Below are 15,040 nucleotides of genomic sequence, written 5' to 3'. Positions count from 1 at the left end.
TGTTAAGATGGCGTTCGGGGGGATAATGGTGCAGATTCTCGCTCTTCTGGTGGCGATGTTCATTTGGTTAATGATGATCCTGTGGATCAAAGCATCCTTGGATTTTCGTTATTCCCGCATTGAGGAAAATGACGATCTGGAAATTCATCTTTCCGCTCTGGGCGGTTTCTGGAAGTTTCGGCTCAGTATTCCGACGATTAAGCTGGAATGGGAAGAAGGCCCTAAAATTGCGGCGGAACAGGAAGCACAGGCCCCTACGGGTGAAACCAGGAAGGCTGTCCAGCAATTGAAAATGCGTTACTTCAAGAAGAGTTTTTTCTATGAGCTCTTTCCCAATATTCCTTCCTTGCTGATCGCCTTTACCCGTCTTAAAAAGAAATTTTATCGGGGAATCCATTGCACAGAGTATGATTGGAAGATCGAATATGGCCATGAAAATCCTGCGGTGACGGCTTTGGTATCAGGGAGTTTCTGGGCAATGCTTGGCTATTCTATGGGAAGAATGTATAACCAGGTGACCATGGATGTTCAGGAACCGCGGATTATGGTGGTGCCTCAGTTTAAGAAGCCGGGTTTTCGCTGCGATATTCAAAGCAGCTTCAATTTGCGAATTGGCCATATCCTGTTGGTGGGAGCTGAACTGGCCAGGCTGATCTGGCGCAGAATCAGAAAATAGGGTGCGTCGCAGCGCTTAGAAAAACTTTAATGCATAGTTTTGGCGAAAAAAGACCATATTGTTATTATCAATGATTAAGTTTAAAGGGGTGGATAGCTATGGGGAATCATCCCATTGAAGCTTTAATGAAAAGTGCTATGGAAAGTATTCAAGCCATGGTTGATGTGAATACGATTGTCGGCGACCCGGTAGAGTCCTCGGACGGTTCGGTAATTATCCCTGTTTCCCGGGTGTGCTGCGGATTTGCCGCAGGTGGGAGTGAGTTTGCACCTCCTGAAGGGGACCGGGACGAAGGAGATAAAAAAGATCAAGCGGCCGCTTTCCCCTTTGGCGGCGGCAGCGGTGCTGGGGTGTCGGTGCAGCCGGTAGGATTCCTGGTGGTGGGACACGGTCAGATACGCCTGTTGCCCATTGATCACAATGTGGTGATCGATCGTCTGTTTGATGAGATTCCAAATTTAATGGATAAGATATCTAATATGGTGAAGAAGGATAAACCCAGCGATCAGGTAACCAAGGAAGATATCATTATCGTGGGAGAACACTAAGGTAAGAATTGATTTTTAGTTGATCTGTGGTTCTGAAGTAAAACTTATTGGCAGGAATTAAAAAACGGTAAGGTGATTTAAGCAACCTTGCCGTTTTTTCGGCTGAGCTAAACCCAATACGGTTGGGCCTGTTTAAAATCGGCGACGTTGTCGATTTTGAACAGGCCTTTTATGAAGTTGAATGAAATATGTGAAATTTAATGCTATAATTAATACCGACTGTTGGTAGGGATGGGAGGAAAGACCGTGATAGACGCACGAATCATCGTGGTGGACGAGAAACGGTTGTTCCGTGAAGGACTTTGCAGAATGTTGTATCAGCTTTCTTGGGTATCCTCTGTTGTTGGCTATAATACAGTCGAAGAAGGCATAAAGGCAATCCATCAATATGAAGCAAATTTGTATATAATGAACCCGTTTGTGGGAGGAGAGGCCCAATATGCTTTTGTCAAAGAAATCCGAGCCCATAAGCCAGGAATTAAAATTGTATTGCTGACGGATTTCGACGATGCGGACAGCATATTGGATGCTACTCAACAACATATCAACGGGTATTTTTCCAAGTCAATGGCATTTGACAAATTCGAAGTGTATCTGCACGAAGTGATGGAAGGAAAGTATAGGCTAAGCGAAGCACTGGGTTCTCTGTTGTTTGAAAGGCTCGTGAAAAAGAACAGTGCAGATGATTTAACAGCTCGTGAAAAAATTATCTATCAGATGATGCGCAAAGGATATACCAACAAAGAAATTGCCAAGCAGCTTTCCATCTCAACCAATACGGCGAGGAACCATGTCAGCAGTATTATGCACAAGCTCAATATTTCCAGCCGCTATCGAATCCCGGAGAGTCAGGAGGATTAAACGCTGCAAATTCGGATAGATAGATTTTTTATAAACTGAAGGTAAATACATTATGGAGGTAAATACCATTATGATAGATCATCATTCTGTAGGAGAAGAATTCAATCTTTATCCAAAGACGGAAAAAGAAGCGATGGAGCAATGTATCATTGTCAATCGGATTCTGGCCAATGAGGGAATTCTGGATGTATTGGGACATATCAGTGTGCGCAATCCGGTTAAGGGAGATACCTTTTTTCAGGCCTGCCGCAGTTTTCCGGGAGATGTGACCAGAGATGATATTCTGGAAATTGATTTGGAAGGGAATATCGTTTCTGAAAAAAAGAAGTCATTGTACAGAGAAGTGGGCAGTCATGCGGTGATTTTTGCAGCCAGACCGGAGGTCAATGCCATTTGCCACAGTCACTGTGACGACTGGCTGCCTTATGTCTGCACGGATACGCCCATGCGCCCAATCATTCATGAGGCATGTATGTTTGTTGAGGGAATTCATACTATGAAACGGGAACAAGATTGGGAAAGCTGTATGCTGCAAAAGGAAGAGTATTCTAATCTGCTGGAAGCGCTGGGAAACCGGCGGGCAGTATTCATCAAAAATCACGGCGCAATTTTGGTTGATGATTCTCCGATCCATCTGGTGGCGGCTTGCATATTCCTCCGGAAAAACGCCATAGCATTTTACAAGTCGAGCTTGATCGGAGAACCGGTCTATATTGATGCTGAGGCGGCCTTAAGATCCGCTAAAGAAATTTTATTGGAAGGTGTCGCAGAGCGGATTTGGAAGTATTGCTTACAAAGAGTCAGACGCAATATGCCGGACTTATATTGGTGAGAATCCTGTTGTTTGGGTAAAATTAGGCTTTTGCCTGCAGGTTGAGACGTTTCTATGATGGGAACGTCTTTTTGTTTTATCCTTTTGCTTATGATTAGTGATTTCGCATAAATCAATGTGAAACGGTATGAATGTACTAGTTCATATAGTACGATTATACACTTACTGTACAATTGTCCGGTGAGTTTTAAGAAAATATAATAAGTTACAACAATAACAAACAATCAGGAGTTGGACAGGATGGAAGAAAAATAGCATGAAAAAGTAAGAAAGGAGTGCTTGTTCAGCGCCGGCAGCCGGATTAGCTGTTGCAACCGGCTGATCCCAATCTATTTTGTCATGACCAGCCAATGTTTTTCAAGGTGAAATATCAATCAGAGAGGAAGTGCCCAGTATGCAGCTCAACCGTTACGCAAAAATTGTTTCTCCAACCAGCCACAAGGAATTTGACCGCCGCCATGGGGCGGTCCAGGCAAAGATGAAGGAAAAAGGAATCGAAGGGATTCTGCTTTATGGCAGCTATATCCGCCAGTGTGGTGCCATCCGCTATTTCGTTGACTTTCCCACCGGCGGCACCAATGGCTTGTATGCTATTATGCCGGATGAAGGCGGTCTTGCCCTCTTTGGCCATGGCCATGTTAACAGTACGACGATTCCCAAGGAATTAGCCTACAGAGTGGATGTTAACTTTGGCTACCCCTATGCGGGTATCGCCGGTTTTACCCTGCCTCATATTTTCGACGAAGTTGTCAAGTATGTAAAGAAGCGCAATATGAAGCGCATCGGCCTTTATCGTACGGGGATGCTTCCTTATGATTTTGTCAGGACGATTGCGGATAACATTCCCGGTGTTGAATTGGTACAGGTGGATGACATGCTGGATGAAATTATGGCTGTTAAGTCGGAAGAAGAACTGGAAATCTGCCGCTATGTCTGCAAGGTCCACGATCAGATTTATGCTGCGCTGCCTGTTTTGGTGCGCCCCGGCAAGAGAGAAAAAGATCTGACCAACGAAATCCAGAAGATTGCCACGGATCTGGATTGCGAAGGTCTGAATATTATGATCGGCGCCGGAAATCCCATGGCCCATCATCAGCATTACTTCTTTCAGAATAAAGTCATTCAGGAGAACGACTATATTGATCTGCTGGTTGAAGTCAGCGTTGCCGGCGGCTACTATGGTGAGCTGTCCAGGATGTGGTCCTTAAGTGAGCCGGATGAAGAAATGATCGAACTGAACAAACACTCCATGGAAGTTCAGGACATTCTGGCTGCAGCAGCCCGGCCGGGGGTTCCCGCTGCCAAGCTGATGGAGATCTTGCATGATTATCAGAAAGAACACGGCTATAAGCTGGAAGACAGATTTTTCGGTCATAGCCAGGGTCTCGACTTAACCCAGCGCCCCCTCTACGCTTATGATGAAAATATGCTGCTCCAGGAGAATATGTTCATTTCCATTCACCCAGCCATGGAAAACAGCCATATGTGGGCTTTCAATACGGATAATTACATCATCACCAAAGAGGGAGCTGTCCGTGTGAATCAGACACCGAGAGGCATTTTTCGAGTCTAATCTGAAAAGTCAATGGATTAATAAAGGAGGATATGTATGGTCACTTCTATTCCTTCCATATCATTACTTTTGGGTGCTTTTTTCGTGGCTGCTATTGTTATTGCCTTCGTAAAAAAGGTCAATATTGGTGTTCTCGGCCTGGCTTTTGCTGTCTTGTTGGGATTGTTGACAGACCTGAAGTGGAAGGATCTTCCGGGTGCATTCCCAACCACTGTGGTCCTGACGATTTTCTCCGTTACTCTGTTCTTTGGATTCTTTGCTGAAAACGGTACGATTCAGTACCTGGCAAATAAGTTTCTATGGAAATTCCGCAATACTCCGAAGCTGATTCCCTTTGCCTTCTATCTTCTGGGTATCCTGCTGGCTGCCCTGGGCGGCTGCGATATGGTGGTATTCACTGCGGCGGTTGCATTTCCCGTTGGGAAGTCCATCGGCATGAAGGGTCAGCATGTCGGTGTCTGCGCTATGTTGGGTTCCATGGCCGGTTCCTTTCTGCCCTGGTCTCTCCATGGCTCTACGGCCAAGGCGATTATTGAGACCATGAACGATGGTAAGTGGGCGCATGTAGCCAACACCATCAGCTGGGGAACCTTCTTCTCAGCCTTTGCAATATATTTGGTCATTATCCTAATTTACTATTTTGTCTTTAAGGGCCACAAGCTGAGCGGCCAAGCGGAAATGGAAGAACCCGCAGCGGCCACTCCGATACAAAAGAAGAGCCTTGTGATCATCCTGGGTGCATTCTTCCTGATTGTTGTTGTGCCTGTTCTGACGAAAATGATTGGCGGTTCATTCCTGACCACAATCAACCGTTTCAGCAGCGTCGCTCCTGTTTGTATCGTTGGCGCAGTCGTCAATATGCTGATGAATATCGGGGATGACAAAGCTGTTTTGAAGAAAAGAATTCCCTGGAATACACTGGCTATGCTGTGGGGCATGGGCATCCTGCTTGGTTTGGGCGCTACGCTGGGTGTGAATAAGTACTTGGGCGAACTGGCTGAGCATATTCCGACCGGCATGGTTCTGGTTTCCTTCCTCCTGATTGCAGGCGGCCTGAGCCTGTTCTCCAGCTCCTTGAGCGTTGTTTACCCCTTGCTTCTGCCCATCGCCGGCGTCGTTGCTCCTAACCTTGGCCTTAATCCGGTGGCAATTATGGCTGCCATTATCATTGGCTCCGCAACGACGGCCATGAGCCCTCTGTCTACCGCAGGCGGCCTGCTGTTGTCCAGCTGCCCGGATGAGGTTTATGACAACAGTATGATGTTTAACAATATGTTTATCATGGCGGTTATCACCATGGCCTTGTTGGCTGTTGCAGGTGCCGTTGGCATGATTGGCCTGTGGGGTACCCTGCATCTGTAAAAAACATAGCGGACTGAAAATATTGGATGATGTCCCCGGTCATACCCGGCGGGACGGAAATGACTCCGCCCTGCCGGGTTACCGGCTGGGCAGGAAAGGCAGGAAAACTGTATGGCCCATACCGTTTATATCTCGGATGATTATGATCTGCAGGAGACCATGGATAATATCAGTGCCAGGCTGAGTGAATGCGGTATCCGTGTAATCCGCGGACCCAAGACCATTAAGGGGAAAAAGCTGGTCATTTCTCCGGAGGAATATGAAAAGTACTTCGCAGATGTGGAGGTAGCTTTGTTCAGTTCCCGTTCTGTCTGTCCGGCAGAACTGATCCGTTGCGCACGAAAACTGAAGGGTCTGGTCTGCCCGACCATCGGCACAGATAGTCTGGACATGAAGACAGCCAATGAACTGGGCATTATTGTCGGCAATGGGGCGTGTCCGGAAAATTATATCGGAATGGCTGAGGCCAATGTTCTGCTGACCCTGATGCTGATGTATAACCCGAACAAATCCATGGAAATTGTGCAGAAGAACCTGCCCAAGCCGGTGGAATCCCAGCACTGGGCCCGTTTGCTTTGGCAAAAGACGGTGGGTGTGATCGGCTTTGGCCGTATTGGCAGGGCCTATATTGAGCGGCTGCAGAATTTTGATCTCCGTATTTTGGTATATGACCCCTATGTTAAGGTGGAAGCAATCCCAGCCTATGCTCAGATAACCGACCTGGACACCCTGCTGAGGGAAAGCGATCTGGTTAATGTGTTTCTGCCGGTCAACGAGGAGACACGGGACCTGGTCAATGATCAATTCCTGAGCAAGATGAAACCAACCGCCTACTTTATCAATACCTCCAGAGGCCAGATTGTTGATGAAGATGCCCTTTGCCGGGCTTTACGGGAAAAGCGGATTGCCGGGGCGGCTTTGGATACCTTTAAGGTAGAGCCCCTGCCTCTGGACAGTCCGCTCCGGGAATTCGGCAATCTGATTCTGACCCCCCATTTAATCGGTCACACCCTGGAAAATCAACTGGCCTTTGCCGATATAGGGGTAGAAAATATCACCAGGATTCTCAAAGGTGAGCTGCCGCTGTACTGCGTCAATCCTCAGACGGAACAGCGGTGGCGCGAGCGCTTGGCCACGCTGGCCTGAGAACCAATAACAAAGGAAAGGAGCCGGTCTATGTATACCTTCGAACGGGATAAAATGCGGTTCCCGATCTCGGATGAGGAGCTTGAGCGCCGCTGGGCTTTGGTAAGGGCCGCCATGAAAGCAGAGAACGTGGATATTCTGGTCATGCAAAACGACCATCAATACCGCAGCGGCATGGTTCGCTATTTTACGGATATCGGCAGTCTGTCAAATCCGGTAACGGTCGTTTTTCCATACGATGATGAAATGACCCTGATCGCTAATGGCGGAGGGTATAATCCTGCCCAAACTCCGGCCTGGGGCTGCAGGGGAGTGAAGACCCGGCTGGGAGTGCCCATCTTCCCGACTTATGTGGAAGAACTCAACACCAGGGATGCTCAGGCTGTACTGCATATGAAGAACATTGCCATCCATCCTACGTTAGCCAGGAATGGTGCCTATATATCCGTTACCGATAATTTTCTGGTCACTGCAAATGGTCCGGAACGTCTGCATCAATTCCCCCAGGAAATTATGATCATCGACTGACGAGTCGTAGCAAGTCACTACAGCAAGGCTGGAATTCTGAAATCCCTGTTGATCGATTCACATAGATGTGCCTGATATCTTGGAAGATATCGCTGATTGAATATAAACTAAATCATACTACAAAGGAAAAGCTAGCCGTGTAGGTTGGCTTCAGGAGATTACGCCCGAGGGTAGGTTGTGCAGCACATGTGAAAAACGGGACCTGTCCCTTTGATTCATCTTGATTCAAGGTCTAAATCCCTTCATGACCACATAGATATGGACTTAGGGAGGGGAGGACATGGTCAATGCCATCTGGTTGTTTATGCTGGTTACGGGCATTATCGTGGCTGCCCTGAATGGGAGGATAGACACGGTCACAGAATCAGCGATGAAAGCGGCAGAATTGGGTGTGGAGACAGCTTTTGGCCTGATTGGGGTCATGAGCCTTTGGCTGGGACTCATGAAGCTGGCAGAGGAAGCAGGCTTTGTAAGAGCCTTGGCCCGTTTTTTTGGACCGGTGATTCGCCGGCTTTTTCCGACCATTAGGGAAGACAGCCCAGCCCTGGGGGCGATCATTTTAAACCTGAGCGCCAATGTTCTGGGATTGGGGAATGCTGCCACACCTTTTGGGCTGAAGGCCATGCAGGAGCTGCAAAAGGAGAACCCTAACCCGGATACGGCCAGCCCGGCTATGATCACCTTTCTTGCTTTAAATACCTCCTGTATTACCTTGATTCCGGCCACCATCATAGCAGTGCGGCTGAAGGCCCAATCGGTTCATCCCACGGAGATTATCGGTCCGACAATTTTTGCTACAGGGTGTGCCATGACGATCGCCATCCTGGTGGATTATCTGATTCGGCGGAGGTCAAGACCATGAGCTTTATTGCAGAAATCTCCCGTTGGGCCATTCCTTTGCTGCTTTTGTTTATCCCTTTAATTGCTTTTCTGCGCGGAGTACCTGTGTATGAATCTTTCGTCACAGGAGCGGAAGAGGGCTTTAAAACGGCCATCAAAATTCTGCCTTTTCTGGTGGGGATGCTGGTCTCCATCCGTATTTTTGTGGATTCAGGTGCCTTAGAGATTCTGGCCGGATTATTGCAGCCCATCTTTACGATCTTTGGCCTGGATTCCGAGCTCACGGCGATTATACCTCTGGCGGTCATGCGCCCCCTAAGTGGTTCAGGAGCTTTGGGAGTGGCGACTCAATTGATCAATCAGTATGGACCGGACTCCTTCATTGGCCGTTTAGCCTCCACACTGCAGGGGAGTACGGACACCACCTTTTTTGTCCTGACCGTCTATTTCGGTTCGGTAGGAATCAAAAAATACCGCTATGCTTTGAAGCTGGGCCTCATGGCGGATCTGATCGGACTGATCGCTTCTCTGTGGATTGTCCATAGGATGTTTTATTAAAGCGGTTCATGAGCATACTAAGGAGGATAAGGAGGCCTTAGTATGCTTTTTGTTGTGTTGCCCGCTTACAATGAGGAGGCAGGTCTGCAACCGCTCCTTGATGATATAAGCAAGGCCTGTCAGGGGATTCCCCTGCAAATTATTGTCGTCAATGACGCCAGCACGGATCATACCCTGGAGATTGCCCGGGATTATGCCCTGAGCAACCCGGCGGTTCAGGTTCTGTCCCATACCCGGAACAAAGGGCTGGGGGGCAGCTTGATGACAGGGTTTAAGCATGTCTTTGCCCAGAGGAGAATGTTAGGGGAACAGTCCGGTGAATGGATAGGGCATGATGATGTTATCCTGACGATGGATGCCGATAATACTCATCCGGCGGAACGCATTCCGCTTATGGCGGAGCTGATTCAGCAAGGGGCGGATCTGGTCGTGGCCTCGCGCTATGCTCCCGGCGGCAAGCAATACGGTCTGAACCCACTGCGGCAGGTTCTCTCCTGGGGAGCAGGGCAAGTCATGACCGTGTTTTTTCCTGTGGAGGGACTGAGGGACTATTCCTGCGGGTACCGGGCTTATCGGGCTTCAGTCTTAGAGAGCGCTTACATAATCTATGGGGAAGAGCTCATTGAAAGTCGCAGCTTTGCCGGAATGGTGGAGCTTTTAGTGAAGGTAGCCAACTATTGTGGGGAGATTCGGGAGATTCCTTTCGACTTACATTATGAGAAGAAACAAGGAAAAAGCAAAATGAAAATCTTAGCCACGATTATGGGCTATTTTGCTTTAATCCTGCGCTTAAAGAAGGAAAAATGGGGTTGGGTGGAATGGGTAGGCGAGTAAATGGCATCTTAGTTCTTATTTTGATTGTGGGAGCGGTGCTGCGCTTAAAAGGAGTCACCAATCCCTATCTGGATGATCAGGGCTGGCGGCAGGCAGATACAGCAAGTATGGCTTTGAATATGCTGGGACATCTGGGGGATTTCCCTGATGTCCTTTTTCCTATGCTTAATTATGATGGAGCAGGCCCCCAGCCTGTGGAACTGGAGTTCCCATTCTTTCCCTACCTTCTGGCCTGGACTTGGACCTGGTTAGGCTGGCAGGATCTATGGGGGAGATTATGGGGAATTTGCTTCTCCCTGCTTACCATCGGCGGAATCTATCAATTTGGCAGGCTGGCTTTATCCGGGAGAGCAGGCTTATGGGCTGCAGCTTTTTATGCCTTCCTGCCTTTAACCACTTACTATGGCAGGGTAGTTATGCCGGAGCCTGTGGCTCAGGCCTTCAGTATCTGGGCTTTAGTCGCCATAGTGTCCTGGCGGAACAAGCCGACCCGGAGGCATTTGCTGGGGGCTTCAATTCTGATGGCGGGGGCGGTTTTGGCTAAGCTGCCCCAATTGATGATTTTTCCGGTGGCCTTGCTGCTGGGCTTTTATCCGTTGCGGAGAAAGATCGGGAAACTGCTCGTCTACAGCTTTTTATCTTTAGTTCTTCCTATGCTATACTATAGCTGGGTTCATTTCGGGGCGGGGGAGGCCAGTCAATTTGTCTCGGGGATCCTGTCCCATCAGGTTATAGAAGGCTCCACAGGCTATGGGGAAATTCTTTATAAAAACTTAAAATCCGGATTGGGTTTGCCGCTGCTCTTGGCCTTAATGGGAATAGCCCTGATAGTTCAAAAGAAAGCTTTCCAAAAAGAAGGGCATCTTGCTCTGCTGTTATGGGCCGGGATCAGCAGTGTCTATCTGGTGGTCATCTGCCTGAGGATTCCTCTGGATTATTATCTGATTCCCTTAGCCTTGCCGATCGTGCTATTGGCTGGATATGCCCTGGATGTCTGGGGCGGGAATAGGGAAGGGAATGGAGTTCCTGCTTTTGTGGTGGGAATAGTCTTGATTGGATTGCTTTGGGTAAACCAAACCTTATATTATGGGTCGAAATATCAATGGAATGAGGAGCTTCTTACCCAGGCTCAGTGGCTTCGTCAACACACAGAAGCCGATAGTGTGTTGGTTTTAAGCGGTCCTCAGCCCATGACCTTATATTATTCCCAACGCTATGGCTATCGCCTAATCCGTGATGACTCACAAGCCTGGGAGGATTTGCAGGAGATGCCCGGGGATTATTTGGTTGCTCTTCCCGACTCCCGGGGGGAGGATTTTTGGGAACGAGTAGAAAGTGCTTACGCTCAGGTCGGCCCCGGCGTATATCAATTGAACGGGAAATAATAAGCTTTTAGGAGCGATTGGATTTGAACAGAAATAATGAACGGGGTAGGCCAAGGCAGGAAGAACGTTTGCAAAAGGTCTTGGCCCAGGCCGGGATCGCCTCCCGCCGGCATGCTGAAGAGATCATCCTCCAGGGGAGGGTTAAAGTTAACGGAGAAGTCATCCGGACCTTGGGAACTAAGGTCGTGTCCACGGATCGGATCGTCGTGGACGGCCGGCTCCTTTCCATTCCTCAGAATGACTATGCCTATTATCTATTGCACAAACCCACCGGGTATATCACCAGTGTTACCGATCCCCAAGGCAGAAAAACCGTGATGGAACTCATGCCAAAAATCCCCCGGAGAGTCTATCCGGTGGGCCGCTTGGATTATGATACCTCAGGACTGCTTCTTCTCACCAACGATGGGGATTTAGCCCACCGTTTAATGCATCCTTCCTATGGTGTGGAAAAGACCTACCGGGTAGAGGTGGGGGAGAAGATACCGGAACAAGCCTTAAAGCGTTTGGAAAAAGGAGTTCTTCTGGAAGATGGCAAAACAGCCCCAGCCCGTATCAGAGAAGTTTCTCCAAAGGGCCGGGGCTCTCTGCCAACCTATGAGATTACCATTCATGAGGGGCGGAATCGTCAGGTACGACGAATGTTTAAAGCCGTAGGTTTTCCATTAAGCACCTTAAAGCGGCTGCGTTTTGGCCCCTTGGAGTTGGACCCGTCTCTGGCACCGGGGGCATTCCGCACCCTGTCCAAAACGGAAATCCAACATTTGCGCCGGGCGGTAAAGCTTACTTAGCTCATGGGGCAGAGGCGCTAATGGGGCATATGCAAGGCGTGATCAAGGGACTTATTCCATTTTTCAATGTCCCGCCCGCCAAATTTTTGCAGGGCATTGGCCACAGAATTGACCTTTTCCTGCTCGGTGGTGATCAGGACAAGAAAATGTCCTGTTCTTACCTCATATTCATAATGACGGGCGCGCTCAGGACTGAGGCCATAGCTTAACAAAGCTTCCACTAAGCCTTGCCCATGGGGACGGTGGAGAAGGTCATTGGCCAGGGGGCCGGCTGCCACACATTCCCCCAGATTGGGAATATCCATAGGCGGAGCTTGAACCAACCAAGCGTTAAAACGGTCAAAATTAATTTCCGGCGGTACAAAAGCCAGCTCGTTGGCAATCTCTTCTTTGACATCACCTTGATGAAGATAACCGGCCCGGACAATAACCGAAATATTGCTGTTGGCTAAGGATTCCCCTTGGATTTCTTCTACGGCTTCTTTGGTTTGCTGGGGCCCTTTAAATACAGCAAGAATCGTTCTGCTCATTTTTATCCCCCTTCATGATTTTTGTTAGTATATCCATTGAACGGGACTTCATTCAGGGGATTCAACCCCTGCGGAAAGTCAGTCAGGTTAATTTAATGTAAACAGCCTGCTTCACACGAAGAGGAGAAGGAGAATGCGAAACCTTGCCGAATAAAGAGGTAAACTTGATAGTTCAAGAACAGCGAATGGACACCATCAGGGGTTTAGGCGTTAGTATATTTATTAAAAGATTGATTAATAGAACATGACTAAGTGTGGCAGGGAGATGAAGAATGAAAATTCGTATTGGAAATGAAGTGCTGACAGAACATATCCGGGCCAGAATCCGTTTGGATTTTCGTGGAGAAGGGAAGAGCGGGCGTTTTATATTCGGAGGGAAAACCCAGGAAGAAATAGCTGAACAGGTCCGTGAGCAGGAAGTCGCCTTACTGAGAAATGTACCCATGCAGGGAATATTCCTTGAAGACATCGACGTGAGCCTTGATTTGTATACCGTCACTGAATCCGATGGCCGGCGCAAACGTGAGGTGGCCTACGCCCCTGTCATCTTAACACTAAGGCTGGAGAACCTGGATGATCTGCTCCCCTTCACGATCAAACCGGAATTCCGTAAAATTGAATTTCTCAGCCCGGAGAACCTGCAGATTCACCGGCTGGATGTGGAAAGGCTTTTCTTTCGGGTAAGCCAGTCTATCCAGGAGGAAGTTAAAAAAGCAGAATTGCGCTTTCAGTAAATTAAAACCCAGTTGAGGACTGGGTTTATTTTTTTGCCTATTTTGGGGCTGTGTATGATATTTTCTCAAGAATTGCTAATAATAACCTTTGTACATGGCTATTCAACAAGTATCTTAAAAAAGAAAGGTGGAATTTATACATGCCTTGGACTCAAAACTATTCTGCTTTGGGAGGAAGTATAGCCCTGACAGCTTTGGTTGTCTCCATCCCTATTTTCTTCCTCTTATGGGCGCTGGCCATTAAACGTATGAAAGGACATATTGCGGGTATGTCGACCCTGCTCATTACCCTCGTCATTGTTGTCCTTGTCTACAAGATGCCGATCTCCATCGCTCTTTCAGCAAGCCTTTATGGAATTCTCTATGGGCTCTGGCCGATTTCCTGGATCGTGGTTACCGCAGTGTTCTTATATAATTTAACCGTTGAGGCCGGCCAATTCGATGTCATTAAAGGCTCTATTTCCTCAATTTCCAATGACCGGCGGATCCAAGCTTTATTGGTGGCATTCTGTTTTGGGGCTTTTTTAGAAGGAGCTGCCGGGTTCGGTGCACCTGTGGCTATCTCAGCCTCGATTCTGATCGGTTTAGGCTTTAACCCACTCTATGCAGCAGGACTTTGCTTAATTGCCAACACGGCACCTGTGGCCTTTGGTGCCATCGGCGCACCAATTATCGCAGCGGGTGCAGTCACCGGCATGGGGGATTTTGTCATTTCCCAGGCTATAGGACGTCAACTTCCTTTCCTGTCGGTGATCATCCCTATCTACCTGGTGGTGCTTATGTCCGGTTGGAAAGGAGCCAAGGAAGTTCTTCCGGCAGCCCTTGTGGCAGGGATCGCCTTCGCCGTTGCCCAGTGGTGGTCCTCTAACCATCTGGGTGCCTATTTGCCGGATATTATCTCTTCGTTGTTCTCCTTGATTGCCCTGACCTTGTTCCTGCGTGTATGGAAGCCCAAAAATAACTGGCGCTTCCCTCATGAAGAAGGTAAAGAGGATAACGTGGTTGCGCAAAGATTTACGGCAGGGCAGATTATCAAGGCCTGGTCGCCCTTTGCTATACTCACTGTCCTGGTCGGAATTTGGGGAACCCCCGGGTTCAAGACCTGGGCTACCAATGCCGGGCTTTACGTCAATATAGCTCATTGGCCGGGATTGGATGGGCTGGTCTATAAGGCGGCTCCCATTGTCGCCAAGCCCACCGTCTATGCAGCAGCCTATAAATGGGATTGGTTTTCTGCCGCCGGGACAGCCATTTTAATCTCTGCCATCATCTCCATGTTCATTCTCGGGGTTAGCCCCGGAAGAGCCTGGAAGGTCTTTGTCAAGACACTTAAACAATTAACCTTTGCGATTATCAATATTGCTTCGGTTCTGGGGTTCGCCTACTTAGCCAACTATTCGGGGCTGTCCTATACCTTGGGTCTGCTCTTTGCTTCGACAGGTTCCCTGTTCCCCTTCCTGTCTCCTGTCTTGGGATGGCTGGCCGTGTTCCTCACCGGTTCGGATACCTCGGCCAACGCCTTGTTTGGTAAATTGCAGCAGGTCACCGCCGAGCAGATCGGGGTTAATCCGGTCCTGACTGTGGCGGCCAACAGCTCCGGCGGGGTTGTGGGCAAGATGATTTCGCCCCAGTCCATTGCGGTGGCGGCTGCAGCTACATCTCTGGTGGGGAGGGAGTCAGAGCTGTTGCGGTTTACCCTCAAGCATTCCCTGATTCTATTGCTCGTCATATGTATTATGATTACTCTGCAGGCCTATGTGGTTCCGGGAATGATTCCGGTGATCACGGCAGGGCCCTAAAGGAAAATGTTATATATAATTAAACCAAGATTGCCTGAAGGGA

General features: G+C 48.6%; 16 protein-coding genes. 15 read left to right on the top strand and 1 reads right to left on the bottom strand.

Annotation, left to right across the window (positions count from 1 at the left end; genetic code table 11):
• The first annotated feature begins 7 nt into the window (after positions 1 to 7).
• The 13 genes from DHAF_RS17090 (at position 8) to DHAF_RS17030 (ending at position 11,934) form a co-directional block, all read left to right on the top strand.
• Positions 8 to 676, top strand: a complete 669-nt coding sequence (locus DHAF_RS17090) for a DUF2953 domain-containing protein (protein ID WP_005811069.1) — start codon at positions 8 to 10, stop codon at positions 674 to 676.
• A gap of 98 nt (positions 677 to 774) precedes the next feature.
• On the top strand, positions 775 to 1,224 hold the full coding sequence (gene ytfJ / locus DHAF_RS17085; protein WP_011460223.1) for a GerW family sporulation protein: 450 nt from the start codon (positions 775 to 777) through the stop codon (positions 1,222 to 1,224).
• Between the two features lie 246 nt (positions 1,225 to 1,470).
• Entirely contained in the window at positions 1,471 to 2,085 is a 615-nt protein-coding gene (locus DHAF_RS17080; RefSeq protein WP_015944599.1) for a LuxR C-terminal-related transcriptional regulator, read from the top strand.
• A gap of 70 nt (positions 2,086 to 2,155) precedes the next feature.
• Positions 2,156 to 2,917 (top strand): class II aldolase/adducin family protein, encoded by a 762-nt coding sequence (locus tag DHAF_RS24775; RefSeq protein WP_015944598.1) that lies wholly within the window; start codon positions 2,156 to 2,158, stop codon positions 2,915 to 2,917.
• A gap of 394 nt (positions 2,918 to 3,311) precedes the next feature.
• Positions 3,312 to 4,490, top strand: a complete 1,179-nt coding sequence (locus DHAF_RS17070; RefSeq protein ID WP_015944597.1) for a M24 family metallopeptidase — start codon at positions 3,312 to 3,314, stop codon at positions 4,488 to 4,490.
• A gap of 36 nt (positions 4,491 to 4,526) precedes the next feature.
• Positions 4,527 to 5,852: an SLC13 family permease gene (locus DHAF_RS17065; protein ID WP_015944596.1), complete on the top strand. Its 1,326-nt coding sequence runs from the start codon at positions 4,527 to 4,529 to the stop codon at positions 5,850 to 5,852.
• Between the two features lie 111 nt (positions 5,853 to 5,963).
• Entirely contained in the window at positions 5,964 to 6,998 is a 1,035-nt protein-coding gene (locus DHAF_RS17060) for a 2-hydroxyacid dehydrogenase (RefSeq protein WP_015944595.1), read from the top strand.
• 30 nt (positions 6,999 to 7,028) lie between these two features.
• Positions 7,029 to 7,526: a hypothetical protein gene (locus DHAF_RS17055; RefSeq protein ID WP_015944594.1), complete on the top strand. Its 498-nt coding sequence runs from the start codon at positions 7,029 to 7,031 to the stop codon at positions 7,524 to 7,526.
• A 280-nt stretch (positions 7,527 to 7,806) separates the two neighbouring features.
• Positions 7,807 to 8,388, top strand: a complete 582-nt coding sequence (locus DHAF_RS17050; protein ID WP_005811072.1) for a nucleoside recognition domain-containing protein — start codon at positions 7,807 to 7,809, stop codon at positions 8,386 to 8,388.
• Positions 8,385 to 8,924 (top strand): spore maturation protein, encoded by a 540-nt coding sequence (locus tag DHAF_RS17045; protein WP_005811073.1) that lies wholly within the window; start codon positions 8,385 to 8,387, stop codon positions 8,922 to 8,924. The genes DHAF_RS17050 and DHAF_RS17045 overlap by 4 nt, the downstream gene beginning before the upstream one ends.
• Positions 8,925 to 8,966: 42 nt before the next feature.
• Positions 8,967 to 9,758 carry a glycosyltransferase family 2 protein gene (locus tag DHAF_RS17040; protein WP_005811075.1) on the top strand — a complete coding sequence of 264 codons (792 nt, stop codon included), beginning with the start codon at positions 8,967 to 8,969 and terminating at the stop codon, positions 9,756 to 9,758.
• Positions 9,728 to 11,143 (top strand): ArnT family glycosyltransferase, encoded by a 1,416-nt coding sequence (locus DHAF_RS17035; RefSeq protein WP_011460222.1) that lies wholly within the window; start codon positions 9,728 to 9,730, stop codon positions 11,141 to 11,143. Before DHAF_RS17040 ends, DHAF_RS17035 begins: the two co-directional genes overlap by 31 nt.
• A 17-nt stretch (positions 11,144 to 11,160) precedes the next feature.
• On the top strand, positions 11,161 to 11,934 hold the full coding sequence (locus DHAF_RS17030; RefSeq protein ID WP_011460221.1) for a pseudouridine synthase: 774 nt from the start codon (positions 11,161 to 11,163) through the stop codon (positions 11,932 to 11,934).
• A 17-nt stretch (positions 11,935 to 11,951) separates the two neighbouring features.
• On the opposite strand, the gene DHAF_RS17025 is transcribed toward DHAF_RS17030, so the two are convergent.
• Positions 11,952 to 12,464: a hypothetical protein gene (locus tag DHAF_RS17025; protein ID WP_005811081.1), complete on the bottom strand. Its 513-nt coding sequence runs from the start codon at positions 12,462 to 12,464 to the stop codon at positions 11,952 to 11,954.
• Positions 12,465 to 12,736: 272 nt separating this feature from the next.
• On the opposite strand from DHAF_RS17025, the gene DHAF_RS17020 reads away from it, so the two are divergent.
• Together DHAF_RS17020 and DHAF_RS17015 are read left to right on the top strand one after the other, a co-directional pair.
• Positions 12,737 to 13,198: a hypothetical protein gene (locus DHAF_RS17020; protein WP_005811083.1), complete on the top strand. Its 462-nt coding sequence runs from the start codon at positions 12,737 to 12,739 to the stop codon at positions 13,196 to 13,198.
• A 140-nt stretch (positions 13,199 to 13,338) separates the two neighbouring features.
• Positions 13,339 to 14,997 carry an L-lactate permease gene (locus DHAF_RS17015; RefSeq protein WP_015944592.1) on the top strand — a complete coding sequence of 553 codons (1,659 nt, stop codon included), beginning with the start codon at positions 13,339 to 13,341 and terminating at the stop codon, positions 14,995 to 14,997.
• Positions 14,998 to 15,040 lie beyond the last annotated feature (43 nt).

Origin of the sequence: Desulfitobacterium hafniense DCB-2 (assembly GCF_000021925.1) — a bacterium.
GTDB classification, from domain to species: Bacteria; Bacillota; Desulfitobacteriia; order Desulfitobacteriales; family Desulfitobacteriaceae; genus Desulfitobacterium; species Desulfitobacterium hafniense.
Note: the sequence above shows the minus strand (reverse complement) of the source record. Positions and strands in the feature narration are given on the sequence as shown.